General features: G+C 73.4%; 7 protein-coding genes and 1 tRNA gene. 5 read left to right on the top strand and 3 right to left on the bottom strand.

What is annotated here, in order from left to right; all coding sequences use genetic code 11:
* Window positions 1-2: 2 nt before the first annotated feature.
* The 3 genes from AB6V29_RS00525 to AB6V29_RS00535 are packed head-to-tail and all read left to right on the top strand — an operon-like array spanning window position 3 to window position 11,368.
* Window positions 3-3,380 (top strand): amino acid adenylation domain-containing protein, encoded by a 3,378-nt coding sequence (locus AB6V29_RS00525; protein ID WP_369356440.1) that lies wholly within the window; start codon window positions 3-5, stop codon window positions 3,378-3,380.
* Window positions 3,373-8,172 (top strand): condensation domain-containing protein, encoded by a 4,800-nt coding sequence (locus AB6V29_RS00530; protein WP_369356442.1) that lies wholly within the window; start codon window positions 3,373-3,375, stop codon window positions 8,170-8,172. Before AB6V29_RS00525 ends, AB6V29_RS00530 begins: the two co-directional genes overlap by 8 nt.
* A gap of 55 nt (window positions 8,173-8,227) precedes the next feature.
* Window positions 8,228-11,368 (top strand): amino acid adenylation domain-containing protein, encoded by a 3,141-nt coding sequence (locus AB6V29_RS00535; protein WP_369356444.1) that lies wholly within the window; start codon window positions 8,228-8,230, stop codon window positions 11,366-11,368.
* Between the two features lie 80 nt (window positions 11,369-11,448).
* On the opposite strand, the gene AB6V29_RS00540 is transcribed toward AB6V29_RS00535, so the two are convergent.
* Window positions 11,449-12,309 (bottom strand): SGNH/GDSL hydrolase family protein, encoded by an 861-nt coding sequence (locus AB6V29_RS00540; RefSeq protein WP_307316607.1) that lies wholly within the window; start codon window positions 12,307-12,309, stop codon window positions 11,449-11,451.
* Between the two features lie 283 nt (window positions 12,310-12,592).
* Between AB6V29_RS00540 and AB6V29_RS00545 the strand changes: the two genes are divergently transcribed.
* A complete protein-coding gene (locus AB6V29_RS00545; RefSeq protein ID WP_369356447.1) occupies window positions 12,593-14,806 on the top strand; it encodes a DEAD/DEAH box helicase family protein in 2,214 nt (737 codons plus the stop codon).
* Between the two features lie 559 nt (window positions 14,807-15,365).
* A complete protein-coding gene (locus tag AB6V29_RS00550) occupies window positions 15,366-16,445 on the top strand; it encodes a VIT1/CCC1 family protein (protein ID WP_210075284.1) in 1,080 nt (359 codons plus the stop codon).
* Window positions 16,446-17,175: 730 nt separating this feature from the next.
* Here the strand turns inward: AB6V29_RS00550 and AB6V29_RS00555 are convergent.
* Together AB6V29_RS00555 and AB6V29_RS00560 are read right to left on the bottom strand one after the other, a co-directional pair.
* The gene (locus AB6V29_RS00555; RefSeq protein WP_369356449.1) at window positions 17,176-18,222 is read right to left on the bottom strand and encodes an isopenicillin N synthase family dioxygenase; all 1,047 of its coding nucleotides are present in this window, start codon (window positions 18,220-18,222) and stop codon (window positions 17,176-17,178) included.
* A 229-nt stretch (window positions 18,223-18,451) separates the two neighbouring features.
* Window positions 18,452-18,537, bottom strand: a tRNA-Leu gene (locus AB6V29_RS00560).
* Window positions 18,538-18,643 lie beyond the last annotated feature (106 nt).

An 18,643-nucleotide genomic window follows, 5' to 3' on the forward strand; every position in this document is an offset into this window, starting at 1 on the left:
CCGTGTTCGACCGCACCCGCATCACTGCCGAGATCGCCGCCCAGGTGGGCATCGCCGCGCACGAGATCGAGCCCGACGACGACCTGCTCATGCACGGCCTGCACTCGCTCGCCATCATCCGCCTCGCCGAGCGATGGCGGGCCGAAGGCGCCGAGGTGGGCTTCGGCGCGCTGGCCGCCACCCCGACCGTCGCCGCGTGGGAGCGCCTTCTCGCCGGGGCCGGCGCACCCGTCTCGCGCGAGGTGGCACGCGCCGCCGTGCACGACGACCCCCGCTTCGCGCTCGCGCCCATGCAGCACGCCTACTGGAGCGGCCGGCAGACGCAGCATCGGCTGGGCGGGGTCGCCGCGCACCTCTACGTCGAATTCGACGGCCACGGCATCGACCCCGGCCGTCTCTCGCGCGCGGTGACGGCGCTCGTCACACGCCACCCGATGCTGCGCGCGGCCTTCACCGACGACGCGATGCAGTGGATCGTTCCCGCGGGAGCGGTGTCGTCGACGGTGCGGGTCGACGACCTGCGCGACCTCGACGACGCCGGGGTCGCTCGCGAGCTGGAGCGTCTGCGCGAAGAACGATCCCACCAGATGCTCGACGTGGTCGACGGCCAGGTCGTCCAGGTGGCCCTGACCCTCTTGCCCGCCGGGCGCACTCGCCTGCACGTCGACGTCGACATGCTCGCCGCCGACGCGCAGAGCTACCGTCGCATCCTCGAAGACCTCGCTCGCGCCTACGACGACGATGACGCGCTCGGCGTTCCCGCCCACCCCGGCTACCGCGAATACCTCGCTGTCGAGGGCGACCCCGCGGCCCGCGAGCGCGACCGGGCCTGGTGGGCCGAGCGGGTGCCGACGTTCCCCGGTGCCCCGGCGCTCCCGGCGCGGGCGGAGGGCGACCGGCCCGACCCGCACGCGAGCGTCCGCCTCGCCGAGACCTTCGACCACGACCGCGCCGACGCCCTCGCCGCGCGCGCCCGGAGCCTCGGGGTGACGCCGTCGGTCGTGCTCGCCACCGCCTTCGCCGAGGTCGTGGCGCGCTGGTCGACCCAGCAGCGGTTCCTCCTGAACGTGCCGCTCTTCACGCGCGCGCCCGTCGTGCCCGACGTCGACGACCTCGTCGGCGACTTCACCAACTCGGTGCTCCTGGCCGTCGACCACGCCGCTCCGGAGTCGTTCGCCGAGCGCGCCCGGCGGCTGCAGAGCCAGTTGCACGCGGCCGTCGACCACGCCGCGTACGGCGGGCTCGACGTGCTGCGCGACCTCGGCCGTGCAGCCGGCGAACCCGTGCTCGCCCCGATCGTGTTCACCTCAGGCCTCAACCTCGGCCGGCTGTTCTCGGAGCGGGTGCTCGGCGTGTTCGGCACGCCGTCGTGGATCATCTCGCAGGGACCGCAGGTCGAGCTCGACGCGCAGGTGGTGGACGTCGCCGAGGGGATGCTCGTCAACTGGGACGTGCGCCGCGACGCCTTCCCGCCCGGAGTGATCGCCGACATGTTCCGCGCGTTCATCGACCTCGTCGACGCCGTGATCGACCACGGCGACGGCGCCGTTCCCCTCCCGGCAGGGCAGCTCGAGCGGCGCACCGCGCACGACGTGCCCGCACCCGCCGCCCGCACCCTGCACGACGCGTTCTTCACCCGCGCCCGCTCGCACCCCGACGGCATCGTCGTCCGCTCCGCGCGCGGCACCCTCACCGCCGGTGAGCTCGCCGAGAAGGCCCTCACCCTCGCGGCGCGTCTCGCCGCGATCGGCGTCGGCGCGGGCGACACGGTCGCGGTGCGCCTGCCCAAGGGCGTCGACCAGGCGATCGCGGTGCTCGGTGTGCTCGCGGCGGGGGCGGCCTACGTGCCGATCAACGTCGACGATCCCGCCGCCCGCCGCGACCGCATCCTCGCGCGCTCCGGCGCCCAGGCGCTCGTGGGCGCGGCCGAGGGCGTCGACGTGCCGGTGCTCGCGGTTGCGGGGGATTCCGTCCCCCTCGCCGCCCCCGTGCCGGTCGAGCCGTCGGCGATCGCCTACGTCCTGTTCACCTCGGGGTCGACGGGCGAGCCGAAGGGCGTCGAGGTGCCGCACTCCGCGGCGGCGGCGACGATCGACGCGATCGCCGCGCACTTCGGCCTCACCGGAGACGAGCGCACGATCGCGCTGTCGTCGCTGCAGTTCGACCTGTCGGTGTACGACCTGTTCGCCCCGCTCGCCCTCGACGGCTCGGTCGTCATGCCCGAGGCCGCCGACACGGGCGACGCGTTCGCCTGGGCCGAGCTCATCGAGCGGCACGGTGTCACCGTGGTCAACGCGGCGCCCGCCCTGCTGCGGATGCTGCTGGACGCGGCATCCGACGATCAGCTCGCGAGCGTTCGCACCGTGATCACCGGGGGCGACTGGGTGCCCGGCTCGACAGCCGCGGCCTTCGCAGCGCGCATCCCCGGCGTGCGCTTCGCGGGACTCGGCGGCACGACCGAGACGGCGATCCACTCGACCGTTCACGAACCGGATGCCGACCACCCCGAGGCCGTCGTCCCGTACGGCGTTCCGATGGCGGGCGTCCGCTGCCGCGTCGTCAACGAGCGCGGCGAGGACTGCCCCGACCACGTCGTCGGCGAGCTGTGGATCGGGGGAGCGGGCGTGGCGCGCGGCTACCGCGGCGACCCCGAGCGCACCAGCGACCGCTTCGTCGTGCACGAGGGGGTGCGGTGGTATCGCACCGGCGATCTGGCGAGCTACCGCCCCGACGGGGTGATCGAGTTCCACGGGCGCCGCGACCACCAGATCCAGCTGCGCGGGTACCGCATCGAGCTGGGCGAGATCGAGCGCGCTCTCGACGGCGTGCCCGGCGTCGATCGCGCGATCGCGTCGCTGCTGCCCGTGCGGTCGGGGGTGCTCGCGGTCACCGTGGCGCGCCGAGCCGGCGCGGTCGTCGACGAGCGGGGCATCCGCGCCGCTTTCGCCGAACGCCTGCCGGCGTACATGCTGCCCGAGGTCATCGTGCTCGTGGATCGCCTGCCGCTGACCGTCAACGGCAAGATCGACCGCGCCGCTCTGGCCGAGGCGGCCGCGCGCGCGGCGATGCCCACGGCGGCCGCGTCCGACGAGACGCCGCTCGAGCGCGCCGTGGCCCTGGTCATGGCCGAGGTGGTCGGAACGGCCGACCTGAGCGCCGACGACGACTTCTTCCGCATCGGCGGTGACTCGGTGCGCGCCGTCGCGTGCGTTGCAGCCCTGCGCGACGAGCTGCGGGTGAGCGACCTCACGGTCGCCGAGCTGTTCGAGGCGCGCACGCCTCGCCGGATCGCCGCCGTGCTCGCCGATCGCGGCGGCGACGACGTGCACGTCGTCGCCGAACTGCTCGTCGAGCTCGTGACGGAGGGCGCCGATGTCTGAGCACGGAAACTCCGCACCGCTCACCCCGCTGCAGCGGGCGTACCTCGCCGCGCGCGACGGCGCGGCTCCCCTCGGGGCGACCGGGATGCTCGACGTGCGCGTCTGGGAGAGCGACGTCGACGCCGATCGGCTACGCGAGGTCGTGGCATCCCTGGTCGCCCGTCACGAGGCGCTGCGACTGCGGATCGACGCGGCGGCGGGAACGCAGAGCGTCGCGCCCGAGGCGGACGTGCTGCGGGTGGTCGACCTGCACGGACGCGGCGACGACGCCTTCATCGATCTGCTCGCGGGGCTGCGCACCGCACCTCGGCCCCTCGACGCGCTGGTCGAGGTCGTGCACGTACGCCGTGACGACCGCGACGCGGTGGTGCTGTGCTCCGACGCGCTCGCCCTCGACGGGCAGGGCCTCGCACGCGTGATCTCCGAGGCTCGGCGTCTGCTGGCCGACCCGACGCTCTCCCTGCCGCCCGCACCGACGGGGCTGCTCGACGCTCTGCGCGCGTTCCCTGCGGGCGCCGACGCCGACCGGGCGCAGCGCGCGGCCGACGACCTGCCCGCGGCTCCCCGTCTGCCCTGGCGCGCGGCCCTCGACGGCCTGGGACCGATCCGCACCGAGCGGACCTCTCGGGTCGTCGACGCGGCGATCTGGCGGCGAGCGGTGCTCGCAGGCGGAGCGGCGGGCCTGTCGGCGCACTCCGTCGCCGCGGGTGCGATCGGCGACGAGCTCGCCGCGCGATCCGGTGGCCCGGTGCGGCTGTCGGTGCCGACCGCGGGGGGCGGCGAAGATGCGCCGGTGGGGCCGTTCGCCGGCTTCGTCGTCGTGGGCGCCGGAGCCGATCCGGCCGACGCCGTCAGCAGCGCCCGGGTGCTGCAGGCCGAGCTGTTCGGTCGCCTCGACGGACCCGACGGCCCCGCGGTCGCCACCGCTCTGGCCCGACGCGACCGCACGGCGGTCGCCTGCCCGGTCGTCGTCACCAACGGCCTCGCCTGGCCCGCTACCCCCGCCCCGGTCGCCTCATGGACGGCGACGCCCCAGGTCGTGCTCGACATCCGACTCGGTGAGAGCGACGGTGCCCTCGTGCTCACCGCCGACGTCGCTATCGACGCCCTCGCGCTCGAGACGGCGGACGAGATCCTGGATGCCGTGTCCCGGCGTCTCGACGCAGTGGGTCGTCCGCGGCCCGCCGCGCGCGCGTCGTCGCTCTTGAGCGGCGCGAAGCGCGCCCGCATGGACGCCCTGCTGAAAGCGCGGGGGATCGCCACCGCTGCCGCTCCGGCATCGGTCGACGAAGTGGTCGCCTCGCCCTCAGAGGAGCGCATGTGGCTCCTGCACGAACTCGACCCGTACGCGGCGACGGGCGCCGTCGCCCTCGCCGTGCGGTTCGACGGCGACGTCGACGCCGATCGGCTCGCCACGGCGCTGCGCCGCACGATCGAGGACTTCCCGGCACTGCGCACCGTCTGGGATGCCGTGGAGGGCGGCGTACGCCCGCGGGAGCTGTCCGCCGACGCGGTCCACGTCGAGCGGATCGCGCTCGCCCCCGACGAGGTGCGCGCGTACGTCGTGGGCCGCGCGCGCGTGGCCTTCGACCTCGCCACCGAGGCTCCGCTGCGTGTCTCGCTCATCGACACCGGCTCCGGGGACACCCGCGGTCGGGGCACTGCTGCGGGCGCCACTGGAGCAGGAACCTCCGGGGAGGCCCACACCGGCGCGGACGACGCGCATCGACCCGGACTCGTGCTCGGGATCGTGGGGCACCACATCGCCCTCGACGATGCCTCCTGGCATCCGTTCTTCGCCCGGCTGAGCGCTCATTACGACGGCGACGCCCCCGCCATCGATCGGGGCGCCTACCGGCGCTTCGCCGCCGAGAAGGTGCGCTGGCTGCGGGGGACGGGCAGTGCACCCGTGCTCGAGCGGTGGCGTGCGGTGCTCGACGGCGCGGTGCCGCTGACGCTCCCCGCGGCCTGGCGTCGCTCTATGGCGGAGCCGACACCGGTCGGGGCCGAGGCGCACGGCATCCGGCGCCTGCGCGCCGAGCTGCCGCGGCTCGCCGAGGCGGGCGCCCGCACCGGAGCCGGTGGACTGCACACGCTCGCGGTGGCCGCGGCGGCGGTGCTGACGGCGGCCACGGGGCGCACCGATGGCGTCATCGACCTGCCCGTCCTCGACGTCGAGGGCATGGGAGCGCACGCCGTGGGCGCGCGAGGCAATCTCGTGCCGCTGCGGCTCGGGGTGCGCGGCGACGACACGGTGGCGTCGTTGACCGCCCGCACCGTCGAGGCGGTGCGCGCGGCGACGGCCGGGGGCGTCGTTCCCATCGAGCTGATCCGCCGCACCCAGCCCGCGCTGCGCGAGCGCGCCGGGTTCTTGCTCGTCGGCGTCGGCGACGTGCTCGGCTCCGCCCGCATCGGCGGCGCCGCGGCCCGCGAGATCGAGCTGCCGCCGCTGGCGACCGAGCCGGGGATCACCATCGCCCTCCGCGAAGGTGCGACGCCCGCGCTGGAGGTGACGTGGTCGTCCGACGTCTCCGAGACGGCGGCGCGCACGGTGCTCGACGCGCTGTGCACGGCCGTCGAGGCCCTCGCGACCGCGGAGGGCGACGAGCCCGCCGGGCGGCTGCTGCGCGACGTCCTGCTGCTGCGACCGGCATCTGTCGCGACGGGGGTCGTCGACGCCTCGGCTCCGGTACGCACCGCGACGGTGTCTGCAGACACCGAGCTCACCGAGCGGGCGGATGCCGTGCTCGAGGCGTTCCGCGGCGCCCTGGAAGCTTTCGACCTGGGGCCCGACGACGACTTCTTCGACGCCGGCGGACACTCCTTGCTGGCCACCCGCGTCATCGCGACTCTTCGCGCGCGCGGTATCGACGGCCTGCGCATCGGCGACTTCTTCGCCCACCCCACCGCGCGGGCGCTCGGTGCGGTGGCGGGTGAGCCCGTGACGGCGAGATCGGGGGCCGCCCGCGCCGACGCTCCCGCACCCCCCGGTACGCCGCGTTCCGTCGAAACGGAGGAGTCCGGTGCGGCCACGCGCGCCGACGCTCCCGCACCCCCCGGTACGCCGCGTTCCGCCGAAACGGAGGAGTCCGGTGCGGCCACGCGCGCCGACGCGGTTGCGCTGCTCCCGCAGCAGCGCGGCATCTGGTTCCTCGACCGCTTCGACGACGGCGGTCTCGGCTACGCCATCCCGTACGTGCTGCGCTTCACCAGTGCTCCCGATGCCGCCGCGCTCCGCGCAGCCGTCCGCGACGTGCTCGTGCGCCACGAGGGCCTGCGCGTCCTGGTGGATGTCGTCGACGGCATCCCCCGGCAGCGCGTGGTGCCGACGCACCGGCTCGACGACCTCGCCTGGTGGTCGACGGATGCCGAGGACCTCCGTCGCGGCTTCGACCTCGACCGTGAGATCGGGGTGCGCGCGGTGCACACCGACGACGGCCGGTCGCTGGGTCTGTTGCTGCACCATCTGGTCGCCGACGAGTGGTCCACCGGCATCCTGTTGCGCGATCTCGCCACCGCCTACGACGCGCGTGCCGCCGGACGCGCGCCGGCATGGCCGACCCCCGCGCCCTCGCCGCTCGACCTGGTCACGGAACGCGCCGATACAGACGCGTCCCTGGCGTTCTGGCGCGCGCGGCTCGCCGACGCGCCCGCGGGGCTGCCCCTCGCCGCCGATCGCGCGCCCGATCCCCTCGCCCCGGCCGACGGCGGGTGGCACACGTTCACGATCGCCGCCGGAGCCGCCGCGGGCTTGCGCGGCGTCGCCCGGCGCACCCGCTCGAGCCTGTTCGTGGTGCTCGAGGCCGCGGTCGTCGCCACGCTCGCCCGCCTCGGCGAGAGCGACGACGTCCTCGTCGCCGTTCCGGTGGCGGGCCGCGACGAGCGCACGTCCGAAATGGTGGGCATGCTCGCCAACACGGTCGTGCTGCGGCATCGGGTTCCGGCCGACACGTCGCTCGACGCCCTCGTGGTCTCGGCGCGCGAGACCCTCGTCGACGCGCTCGAGCACGAGACGGTGCCGTTCGAGAACGTCGTGCTTGCGGTCGGTCCCGACCGCTCGACCGGCCTGAGCCCCCTCGCCACGACGATGGTGCAGCTGCACAGCGGGGGAGAGCTGCGCGGCACGCTCCCGCACCCGGGCGGCGAGATCGCCTACGAGATCGCCGAGCCCGAGCGCACGCACGCGAAGTTCGAGTTGTCGTTCGAGTTCATCGACGACGCCGAGGGCTTGCGCGGCGGAATCGCGTTCCGCACCGCCCTGTTCGACTCGCGCACGGTCGCCCGTCTCGCCGAACGGCTGCTGGCCGTCATCGGCGCGCTGGCCGACTCCGACGAGACCGCGACCCTCGCCGACCTCCCGATCCCGCGCGGCGAGGCGCGGCCGACCGAGTCGAGTGCTCCGGATGCCGAGCCCGTCCGCAGTTCCGGGGCGGGGGCTGCGGCGGGTTCCGTTCCCACCGCCGCGGGCGCGGGAAACGATCCCGACATCGACACCCTGAACGCGGTCCTCGCGTGCGCGGCCGAGGCGCTCGGCATCCCCGATCCCTCGCCCGAGGCGTCGTTCTTCGCCCTCGGCGGCGACAGCATCTCATCGATCGCGTTCGTCGCGCGCCTCCGGGAGCGCGGTCTCGCCGCCGCCCCGCGCCAGGTGTTCGCGCACCCGGTGCTCGTCGAGCTCGCGCGTGCGCTCCGGCCCGCCGAGACCGCCGCGACCGCGACCGAAAGCACCCCGCTTTCGGCCTCCGGGCTCAGCCCCGAACTCCTCGCCGCTCTGGTGGGGGACCCCCGATGATCGCGGGCGTCGTGACCCCGCGTGCCCCGCGTCCCGCCTCGACAGGAGATTGCCGATGATCGCCGACGTCCTTCAGGCCACCCCGCTGCAGCGCGGACTGCTGGCCCTGGCCGCCGAGACCGACGACGCGTACGTCATCCAGGTGCGTCTCGAACTCGACGGGCGAGTGGATGCCACTCGCTTGCGCTCCGCCGTCGACACGGTCGCTGCGCGTCACCCGGTCGTGCTCGGGCGCTTCGTCGACGAGGGACTGCCGCACCCGGTCCACGTCATTCCCGCGCGGGGGACGATCCCCGTCGAAGAACGCTCCGGCGACGGCGTGACGATCGCCGACGAGGAACGCGGGCGCGGGTTCGACGTGCGCACCGGTCCGCTGCTGCGCGTGACCCTCGTCCATGCCGACGCGGGCGACGAGGTCGTGCTCACCGGGCACCACATCGCACTCGACGGGTGGTCGTTCGGCATCGTGATCGACGAGATCCAGCGTGCCTACGCAGACGCCGCGCTCCCCGCGGTGCGCCCCTTCCGCGATCAGGTGCTCCACCTGCAGCAGAAAGATATGACCGCAGCGCTCGACCACTGGCGCGCGCGTCTCGGCGACGGCTTCGTCCCGTTGCAGCTGGCCGACCGTGCGACCGAGCCCGGCGACGGCCGCTTCGGCGCCGCCACGATCGAGCGGCGGGGGTGGTCGGCATCCGACACCGATCGCCTCCTGTCGTTCGCCCGCAGCCACGACGTGACCCTGAACACGCTCGCCCAGCTCGCCACCGCCGTGATGCTGTCGCGCCTGACCGACCGCGACGACGTCGTCTTCGGCACCACCGTGTCGGGCCGCGACCCCGAGCTCGTCGGCAGCGAGAGCATGGTGGGGCTGTTCATCACGACCGTGCCGGTGCGTATCGGCCTCGACGACGCTCCCGTGGCCGCCGTGCTCGAGCGGCTGCAGCACGACTTTGCCCTCGACGTCGCACACGCCCACCCCGGGCTGCGCGCGATCGCCCGCACCGCCGGCGCCGGGTCGCTCTTCGACACCCTGCTCGTCTTCCAGAACGCGCCCGTCTCGCGTCACGACGGCACCGGTTTCGCTCCGGATGCCGCTGTCCGCCACGCCGAAGCGCACAGCCTCACGCACTACCCGCTCGTCGTCGCCCCCGCGGTGATCGAGGGTCGGTTCGTCGTCGATGTCGAGGTGCGCGCTGAGCAGCTCGTCGGGCACTCCGCGTCGGGGCTCGCCGATCTGTGGCAGGCCGCGCTGGACGAGATCATCGCCCGACCCGCCGCGCCGGTCGACGGCATCCGGGCCGAACGGCACGTGGACCGCGCGGCGTGGGCGCGGCTGGCCGGTGACGCGTGTGCAGTCGGGCGCGACAGCAATCTCACCGCGGGGATGGATGCCGCCGTCTCTCGCCGCGACCCGAGCGCGGCGAACGACCGGGGCGCCCCGCTCGAAGACCGCCGCACCGTTCCCGACCTGTTCGCCGGGGCCGTAGCATCCGGCCCCGACGCCATCGCCCTCGCCGACGGCACCCGCGCCTGGACCTACCGCGAGCTCGACGATCGCACGGCCCGCCTCGCCGCCGGACTCGCCGCCGCGGGGATCGGCGGGGGAGACGTGGTCGGCATCGCCCTGCCGCGCTCGATCGAGGTGGTCGAGGCGCTGTTCGGCATCGCCCGGGCCGGTGCGTGCGCGGTGTACCTCGACCCGACGCTACCCGCCGGTCGCCTCGACGCGATCCGCCGCCTGTCCGACCCTCGAGCGGTGATCGGCGTCTCGCCGTGGCACGACGTGCCGAAGGTCGAGCCCGCGGACGCCGCCCCGCCCGTCGTCGAAGTGCACCCCGACGACGCGCTATACATGATCTTCACCTCCGGGTCGACGGGGGAGCCCAAGGGCGTCGTCGCCACGCACCGCGGCATCGTGGCCCTCCACGCCGACCACGCCGAGCGTGCGTACTCCGGCGCCGCACCGGGGTCGCTTACCGTCGGGCACGCGTGGTCGTTCGGGTTCGACGCGTCGTGGCAGCCGTTGCTGGCCCTGTTCTCGGGACACCGGGTGGAGCTGCTCGACGCCGACACGATGCGCGATCCGGTCAGCCTCGAGGCCGAGATCCTGGGCCGCGGCATCACGATGATCGAGCTGTCGCCCACGCTTTTCGGGTGCCTGCCGGCCGACAGCCCGGTGCACGAGCGCTTGCGCGTGCTGGGACTCGGGGGAGAGGCGGTCGGTGTCGAGGCGTGGCGCACGCTGGGGGATTCGCCGGTGCGCGCGATGAACTTCTACGGACCCACCGAGACGACCGTCGACGCCGTGTCGGCGGTGATGAGCGAGACCGACGAGGTCGTGCTGGGTCGACCGGTCGCCGGGATGCGCGCGTACGTCCTCGACCGGCGGCTGCGGCCCACACCCGTGGGAGCCGTCGGCGAGCTCTACCTCGCCGGCCCGCAGCTCGCGCGCGGGTACGCGGCGCGCGCAGCCCTCACCGCCGAGCGCTTCGTCGCCGACCCCTTCCGGCACGGCGGACGCATGTACCGCACCGCCGACCTGGTCCGCGTGCGACCCGACGGACGACTCGCGTACCTCGGCCGCTCCGACGACCAGGTCAAGATCCGCGGGCACCGCATCGAACTCGGCGAGGTCGCGACGGCAGTGCGCAGCCTCGGCGGGGTGCGCGAGGCCGCGGTGCTCCCGCGGCCCCGCGGGCGCGGGACGGTGCTGCGGGCCTTCCTCGTCACCGACGAGCCGGGTCCCTTCCCCCGATTCATGGATGCCGCCTCCTTCCGCACGCAGCTCGCCGCGGTGCTGCCGGGGTACATGGTTCCCGCCGACGCGGTACTGGTCGAGGCGCTGCCGCTGACGCCGAACGGCAAGCTCGACGCGCGCGCGCTGCAGGCGCTGGAGCCCGCCGTGGCCGTCTCTGCGGGGGGCGTTCTCGCTGAGACCACCTCTGCGCGAGCCGATCTCGCGGAGGTGGCTCTCGCGGAGGCCGTTCTCGCTGAGGCCGCCGAAGCCGTGCTCGGTCACCCGGTCGACCGCGACGACGACCTCCTCGACGCCGGAATGGACAGCATCGACCTCGTCTCGTTCACCCACGCCCTCGCCGCGCGCGGGGTCTCCGTGACGATCGCCGACGTGCTGAGTCACCGCACGCTCGCAGAGCTCGCGGGGGCGGTGGAGGGTGCCCCGGCGTTCGCGTGAGCGGGCGGCGGGGGTGGGTCGCGGGGCGGCTCATCCGCGCGCGCGGACTCCGGGGACGAGGGCCTCGACCGACACGGCGGTCAGACCCGCGTCTCGCCCGAGGCCGTGGCATCCCGCCCCGGCGCCAGCGTGATGACGGGCAGCGGCTCGGGACGCTTGGCCTGGATGTGGTCGCCCGACGACTGATGCCGCAGACGCCGCAGCACCCACGGAACGAGGTACGACCGCGCCCACACGAGGTCTTTCTCGCGCGCGGCACGCCACGTGGTGGCGTTCAGGGCCTCGGGCTGCATCGGCTGCAGGTCGTTGGGCACGTTCAACGCCCGCAGCACCATGCGCGCCACCTCGTGGTGGCCGAGAGCGTTGTAGTGAAGCCGGTCGTCGTCGAAGAAGCGCATGTCCTGCACCTCTTTCAGTCCCCACTGGTCGGCGACGACGCAGTCGTGGGCGTCGGCGATCGCGCGGATGTTCTCGTTGTAGATCGCGACCTTGCCGCGAATGCCGCGGAACACGGGCGTGAACTCGGTATCGATGCCGGTGAACACGACGACGGTGGCGTTGTCGCGACGCAGGCGGATGACGGCATCTTCGAACTGCTGGGCCACGGCATCCGGATCGGTCCCGGGACGGATGACGTCGTTGCCGCCCGCCGAGAACGTGATGAGGTCGGGCTTGAGCGCGAGCGCGGGCTCGATCTGGTCGGCCACGATCTGCCCGATGAGCTTGCCGCGCACGGCGAGGTTGGCGTAGGCGAAGTCGTCGACCGCCGAGGCGAGGACCTCGGCGACGCGGTCGGCCCACCCCCGATGGCCGCCGTCTGGCAGCGGGTCGCCGATGCCTTCGGTGAACGAATCGCCCAGGGCGACGTACCGGCGCCAGGGGTGCGGACCGGGGTTGTCGGGCGAGGGCGAGGTGCGGGGCGAGTGCGGATCGAGTGTCATCGAAACCTCCGACCCCCAGGCTAACCCCGGCCTCCGACATCGCTCCAGGCTCCGGTGCGGCCTGCCCCGCCACTCGTCGAGACGCCCCGACGGCAGACACGCCCGACGTGCCGTCTCCTCGACGCATAAACGCGATGTCCGCGCGAAAACGCGCGGAGAGAGCGTTTCTGCGTGCGGAGAGCGTTTATCGACGGTGAGACGGCGGAACGACTCACCGGCCGCCGCCACGACCGATCCGCTTCGCCTATCGTGGATGTTCGCGCACACACGGGACGGAGGTTCGATGCTGGAAGAAGAAGCCCGCACCCCGAACCTCCCGCACACCCCCGCAGACCCGGATGCCGTGCCCTCGACACGCATCGCCAGCCCCGGCCCCGTGGCGTCCCCGGGTCCGATCGCGAGTCCTGGGTCCGTCGCGGCTCCTGGGCCCGTGGCGTCTCAGGGTCCGATCGCGAGTCCCGGCCCCGTGGCGTCCCCGGGTCCCATTGCCAGTCCGGACGCCGCGGCCGGTCCCCGCCCGGTCGCCAGCCCCGGCCCCGCGGCGGTCAGCTCCGCCGCGCCCGCCTCCGCGGACGCCCCCGCCGCCCCCACCCACGCCACCGCGCCCGTCGCCGACCACCCCCTCCCCGGCGAGGCGCCGTTGCCTCTCGACGCCGCGACGGCCGACGGCGTCGAACCCCACTTCGGCTCGTTCGCCGCCGAGCACCTGTCGCCCTCGTTCCCGCAGCGCGCCCCCTGGGGAACGGCGCAGCGCCTGCGCGCCTGGCAGGCCGAGGCGCTCGACCTCTACTTCGGCCTCGACGGGCCCGACGGCGAGGGCAAGGGCCCGCGCGATTTCCTCGCCGCGGCCACCCCCGGCGCCGGCAAGACGACCTTCGCCCTCCGCCTCGCCTCCGAGCTGATGCGTCGTCGCGTCGTCGACCGCATCGTCGTGGTGGCCCCCACCGAGCACCTCAAGACCCAGTGGGCCGAGGCGGCCGCGCGGGTCGGCATCCGTCTCGATCCCTTCTTCTCCAATCGGCACGCCACCCCCTCCCGGCAGTACCACGGCGTCGCGGTGACGTATGCGCAGGTCGCGGTGAAGGCCGAGGTGCATCAGCGTCTGACGATGGATGCCAGAACCCTCGTCATCCTCGACGAGGTGCATCACGGTGGAGATGCGCTGAGCTGGGGCGACGCCCTGCGCGAGGCCTACAACCGCGCGACTCGCCGCCTGCTGCTGTCGGGAACGCCGTTCCGCAGCGACACCGCGCCCATCCCCTTCGTGGAGTACCACCCCAACTCCAAGGGCATCCGCCTCTCGCGCACCGACTACGCCTACGGCTACAAGCGCGCTCTCGAGGACGGCGTCGTCCGGCCCGTCTTCTTCCTCGTCTACGCCGGGCAGATGCGCTGGCGCACCAAGGCCGGGGAGGAGATGGAGGCCCAGCTCGGCCAGGACAACACCAAAGACATCACCTCGCAGGCCTGGCGCACGGCGCTCGACCCGAACGGCGACTGGATCCCCGCGGTCCTGCGCTCCGCCGATCGCCGCCTCACCGAGGTGCGAGAGACGGTTCCGGATGCCGGGGGCCTGGTCATCGCGACGGATCAGACCGCCGCACGCGCCTACGCCGCCATCCTCGAAGACATCAGCGGCGAGAAGGTCACCATCGTCCTCTCGGACGAAGCCGAGGCCTCGGGGCGGATCGAGACGTTCTCGAAGGGCACGAGCCGCTGGATGGTCGCCGTCCGCATGGTGTCCGAGGGTGTCGACGTCCCGCGCCTCGCCGTCGGCGTGTACGCCACGAGCGCTTCGACTCCGCTGTTCTTCGCCCAGGCCATCGGGCGTTTCGTCCGTGCGCGCCGTCGCGGTGAGACCGCGAGCGTGTTCCTTCCCAACGTCCCGCAGCTGCTCGCTCTCGCCGGCGAGATGGAGGCGCAGCGCGAGCACGCCCTCGATCGCGACAGCGACGCGGAAGACCAATGGAACGCCGAAGAAGACATGATGGATGCCGCCGAGCGCGAGGACAAAGCCTCCGACGCGCTCGAGCAGGAATTCGAGTACCAGGCGCTCGGATCCCTCGCGCACTTCGATCGCGTGATGTTCGACGGGCAGGAGTTCGGTCAGCTCGCGGTTCCCGGAACCATCGAAGAGGAGGAGTTCCTCGGCATCCCGGGTCTTCTCGAACCCGAACAGGTGCACGAGGTGCTCATGTCGCGCGCGACGCGGCAGTCGCGCCACCGCTCGAGTCGCGAGGCGACCGAGAAGGAGAGCGGCGTCGAGCCGCCCTCGGTCGACGACGGCGGGCTCCCGGCGCCCCTCCACCGCACCCTCAAAGAGCAGCGCCAGCTGCTCAACACGATGGTCGGTCTCTACGCCCGCCAGAGCGGCGAGCCTCACGGCCTGGTGCACGCCGAGCTCCGGCGCATCTGCGGCGGCCCCGCCGTGTCGCACGCGACGGTCGCCCAACTGCAGGCGCGCATCAACGTCCTGCGCAAGCGCGTGCATTCCTGAGGCGCGTGCAAGCCCCGGCCCCGCGCCGGCCGGCCCCGCGTCGCCCGGCCCCGCGTCGGGGCGGCCGCGGTGGCGACCCTGCGCGGTGGGCCGGCCGCAGTGGCGACCCGGGCGGCGCATCGGCCGCGGGGAGCCGCCGCGAGCGTACCTAACTCCCGAGACTCGCGCCGCTGCGGCTCAGCCCGCCAGCCGGTGATACCCGTAGCCCCTGACAATCGGACCCCGGGCCTCGCCGCCGCGGGCGCCGCGCCCGGAACTCAGGAATTGCGTACGCCGCGGCCGTCTATGGCGTCGTTGCGGCGCACCGTCTCGTGACGCTGGCAGCGCCGCGCGCCGGTGATGCGCCGGCCCCCGGTGACGCCGCCGCGCGCGGTGCGATGCGCCGGCCCCTGTGACGCCGCCGCCGACCCGCTTTCGCGGTCCCGAAATGCTGGCACCGAAGCCCCGGCATCCGCGGGATCACGCTCTTCGGAGGCCCGAAATGCTGTCAGTGTGAGCCGACGCGCCCGAGAGGGCGAATCCCTCTCACTACGGTGGGGGACGACCCGAAGGAGCCCCCGTGACGACCCCCGCCACACCCACCGCCCGCGATCGCCGCCGCTGGGCTCGCTATCTCGTCGACGAACGCGCCGAGGCGCGCGTCTACCGAGAGCTCGCGTCGCGCCGCACCGGCGAAGAACGCGACATCCTCCTCGCCCTCGCCGAGGCCGAGGGGCGCCACGAGCAGCACTGGATCGACCTGCTCGGCGAGCAGCCGCCGCGCCTTCCACAGCCCGGCATCGGCACGCGTCTCCTGGCGTGGATGGCCCGCCGTTTCGGCTCGATCTTCGTGCTGGCCCTGGCCCAGAACGCCGAGGCCCGCTCGCCCTACGCCGACGAGCCCTACGCCACCCCCGCGATGGCCGCCGACGAGCGCGTGCACCACGAGGTCGTGCGGGGCCTCGCCGCCCGCGGCCGTCGACGCCTCTCGGGGACCTTCCGCGCCGCCGTCTTCGGCGCCAACGACGGTCTTGTGTCGAACCTCGCGCTCGTGATGGGTGTCGGCGCGACTGGTGTCGCCCCGAGTTTCGTGCTGTTCAGCGGCATCGCGGGCCTGCTCGCGGGAGCCCTCTCGATGGGCGCCGGTGAGTTCGTGTCGGTGCGTTCGCAGCGCGAGTTGCTCGAGGCCACCGAAGAGAGCGACTTCGCCGACTCTGCTCTTCCTCACCTCGACCTGGATGCCAACGAGCTCGCGCTGGTCTACCGCACCCGCGGGATGCACCCCGATGAGGCCCTCGAAAAGGCTCGCGAGGTCGTCACCGCGGCCCAGGCCGGTACCGCACCCGCCGCGGCTGCCCCTGGCGAGTCCTCGCACGACGTCGTCGGCAGCGCGTGGGGTGCGGCCCTGTCGAGCTTCCTGTTCTTCGCCTCGGGGGCGATCATCCCGGTGCTGCCGTGGATCTTCGGGATGTCGGGCTTCGCGGCCGTGGCCCTCGCCCTCGGCCTGGTCGGCGTCGCGCTGATGGGCACCGGTGCGATGGTCGGTCTGCTCTCGGGTGCTTCGCCGCTCAAGCGCGGTCTGCGTCAGCTCGCGATCGGCTTCGGTGCCGCTGCCGTGACCTACCTGCTGGGGCTGCTGTTCGGGGTGTCGGCGGCCTGATTCGGCCCCGCGGCGATCGCGTCCCCGGTGCACTTAAACGCGCTCTACGCGCGGAAACGCGGGGAGCGCGTGTTTTTGGTCGCTGATCGCGTTTATGCGTGTGGGCGTGAGGTCATTCGCCGGCGCCGGCCACCCGCGATGCGCGTCCGGCTCGGTGTTGGTCTCGTGCCGGTTTTGTTCCGGCCCGGTGTCGGTCTGATGCGAGGCTGGGCCGTTGTGTCGCGCATAAACGCGATTGGCGCGCGAAAACGCGGGGAGCGCGTGTTTCTGGTCGCTGATCGCGTTTATGCGTGTGGGCATGAGGCCGTTTGACCGCGCTCGCCCCCGCGATGCGCGTCCGGCTCGGTGTTGGTCCGGCCCGGTGTTGGTCTGGTGCCGGGTTCGGCCGTCGTGTCGCGCGTAAACGCGATTGGCGCGCAGAAACGCGAGGAGCGCGTGTTTCTGGTCGCTGATCGCGTTTATGCGTGTGGGTGCGAGCCGCGTCCGCCGTCGCCCGCGTGTGGGTGCGAGCCGCGTCCGCCGTCGCCCGCGTGTGGGTGCGAGCCGCGTCCGCCGTCACCTGCGTGTGGGCGCGCCGCGTCCGCCGTCGCCCGCCTGTGGGTGCGAGCCGCGCCTGCCGTCGCCCGCGTGTGGGTGCGAGCCGCGTCCGCCGTCGCCCGCGTGTGGGTGCGAGCCGCGTCCGCCGTCACCCCGTGCGAGCGCAAGCCCCGCCCGTCACCCGCGGCTCGGCTCAGCCTCTGCTCGCTGCCGTCACCCGCGCCGCCTCGCGCTGTGCACCGGTGTTCTTGCGCCCCGCGCGCGACCCTGCGAGCTTCGCCGCGATGTGCTCGCGGATCGTCACCGGTTCGTACAGGGCCGGAGCCTCGTCCGAGACGAAGTGCGGCAGCGGGGCGATGACGGCGTCGGCATTGCCGTCGTGGAAGAAGGCGGCGGATCGGCGGCGTTCGATCGTCCCGTCGACGACGGGTGGCTTCACCCGGTGCAGCGTCGACATCCAGCGGTCGTTGGTCAGGCGGGCGGCGACGTCACCGAGATTGACGAGCAGCGCGCCGCGCGCGGGGGAGACGTCGTTCCACGAGCCGTCCTGGCCGAGCACCTGCAGGCCCGCGACCTGATCCGCCCACAGCACCGTCACGAGGCCGAAGTCGGTGTGCTCGCCCATGCCGGTGAGCTCGGCGCCGAGCTCGATCTCGCCGGGCGGGAGGGCGTAGTTGTTCATGCGCAGCACATCGATCGAATGGTCGGTGACGCCGTCGAAGAAGTCTTCGGGCACCCGAAGCGCCGAAGCGAAGATCCGCGTGAGAGTGTGCGCGACCCGGCGCGCTTCGCCGTAATAGGCGTGCACCGCGGGCTCAAACAGCTGCGTCTCGGCCGGCCAGGTGTTCTCGGCGTAGTCCGCTCCGGTCGCGGTGCTGCCGGGGTACTCCGCGGCGGAGGTTCCCACGTTGAACGCCTCGAAGAAGTCGTTCATCCGCGTCACCGGGTCGACGCCCAGGCTGTAGCTGAGCGACTCGCTCTTCGGCGGGCTGTACCCGCGATTCTCCGCCGCGGGCCGCACGTACGCCTTCTTCGCCTCCAGCGGCAGGGCGAAGAACTCGTCGATTCCCTCGGTCAGCTCCGAGATCACGGCATCCGGGATGCCGTGACCCACCACCTGCATGAACCCCACGGTGCGACACGCGTGGTCGACGGCGGCGACCACCGCCGCTCGCGCATCGGGGGAGCCCGGGGCGACCCAGGCGGAGATGTCGATCGTCGGGATGGTGAAAGCGGGCATGCCTCGACGCTAAGCGGCCGATGTCACGCGGGTGTTTCTGCGGAGTCACGGCGGGCGCGGGAAAGACTCTCGGCGAGGGCGACGCGGACAGAACGTGCGGCTGCGCCGGGAACCGCCGGCGCGCGCCCTCCCGCGGCGCCGAGCGCGCACGCTCTCGGGCCACCCGTGACAGAGCCTCCGATAGACGACGAAGAAGGCCCCGGATGAATCCGGGGCCTTCTTCGTTCTGTGCGCGAGGGGGGACTTGAACCCCCACGCCCGTTAAAGGGCACTAGCACCTCAAGCTAGCGCGTCTACCTATTCCGCCACCCGCGCATCTGGGTGATTTGCTGCTTTCGCAACGAAGAACGACATTACCACGCTCCCGACGCCGCCTCGAATCGATGCCGCCCCCCGGGCGCGTCTCACGGCGACGCGGGGG

This window comes from Microbacterium sp. 20-116, from assembly GCF_041079415.1.
Lineage (GTDB): Bacteria > Actinomycetota > Actinomycetes > Actinomycetales > Microbacteriaceae > Microbacterium.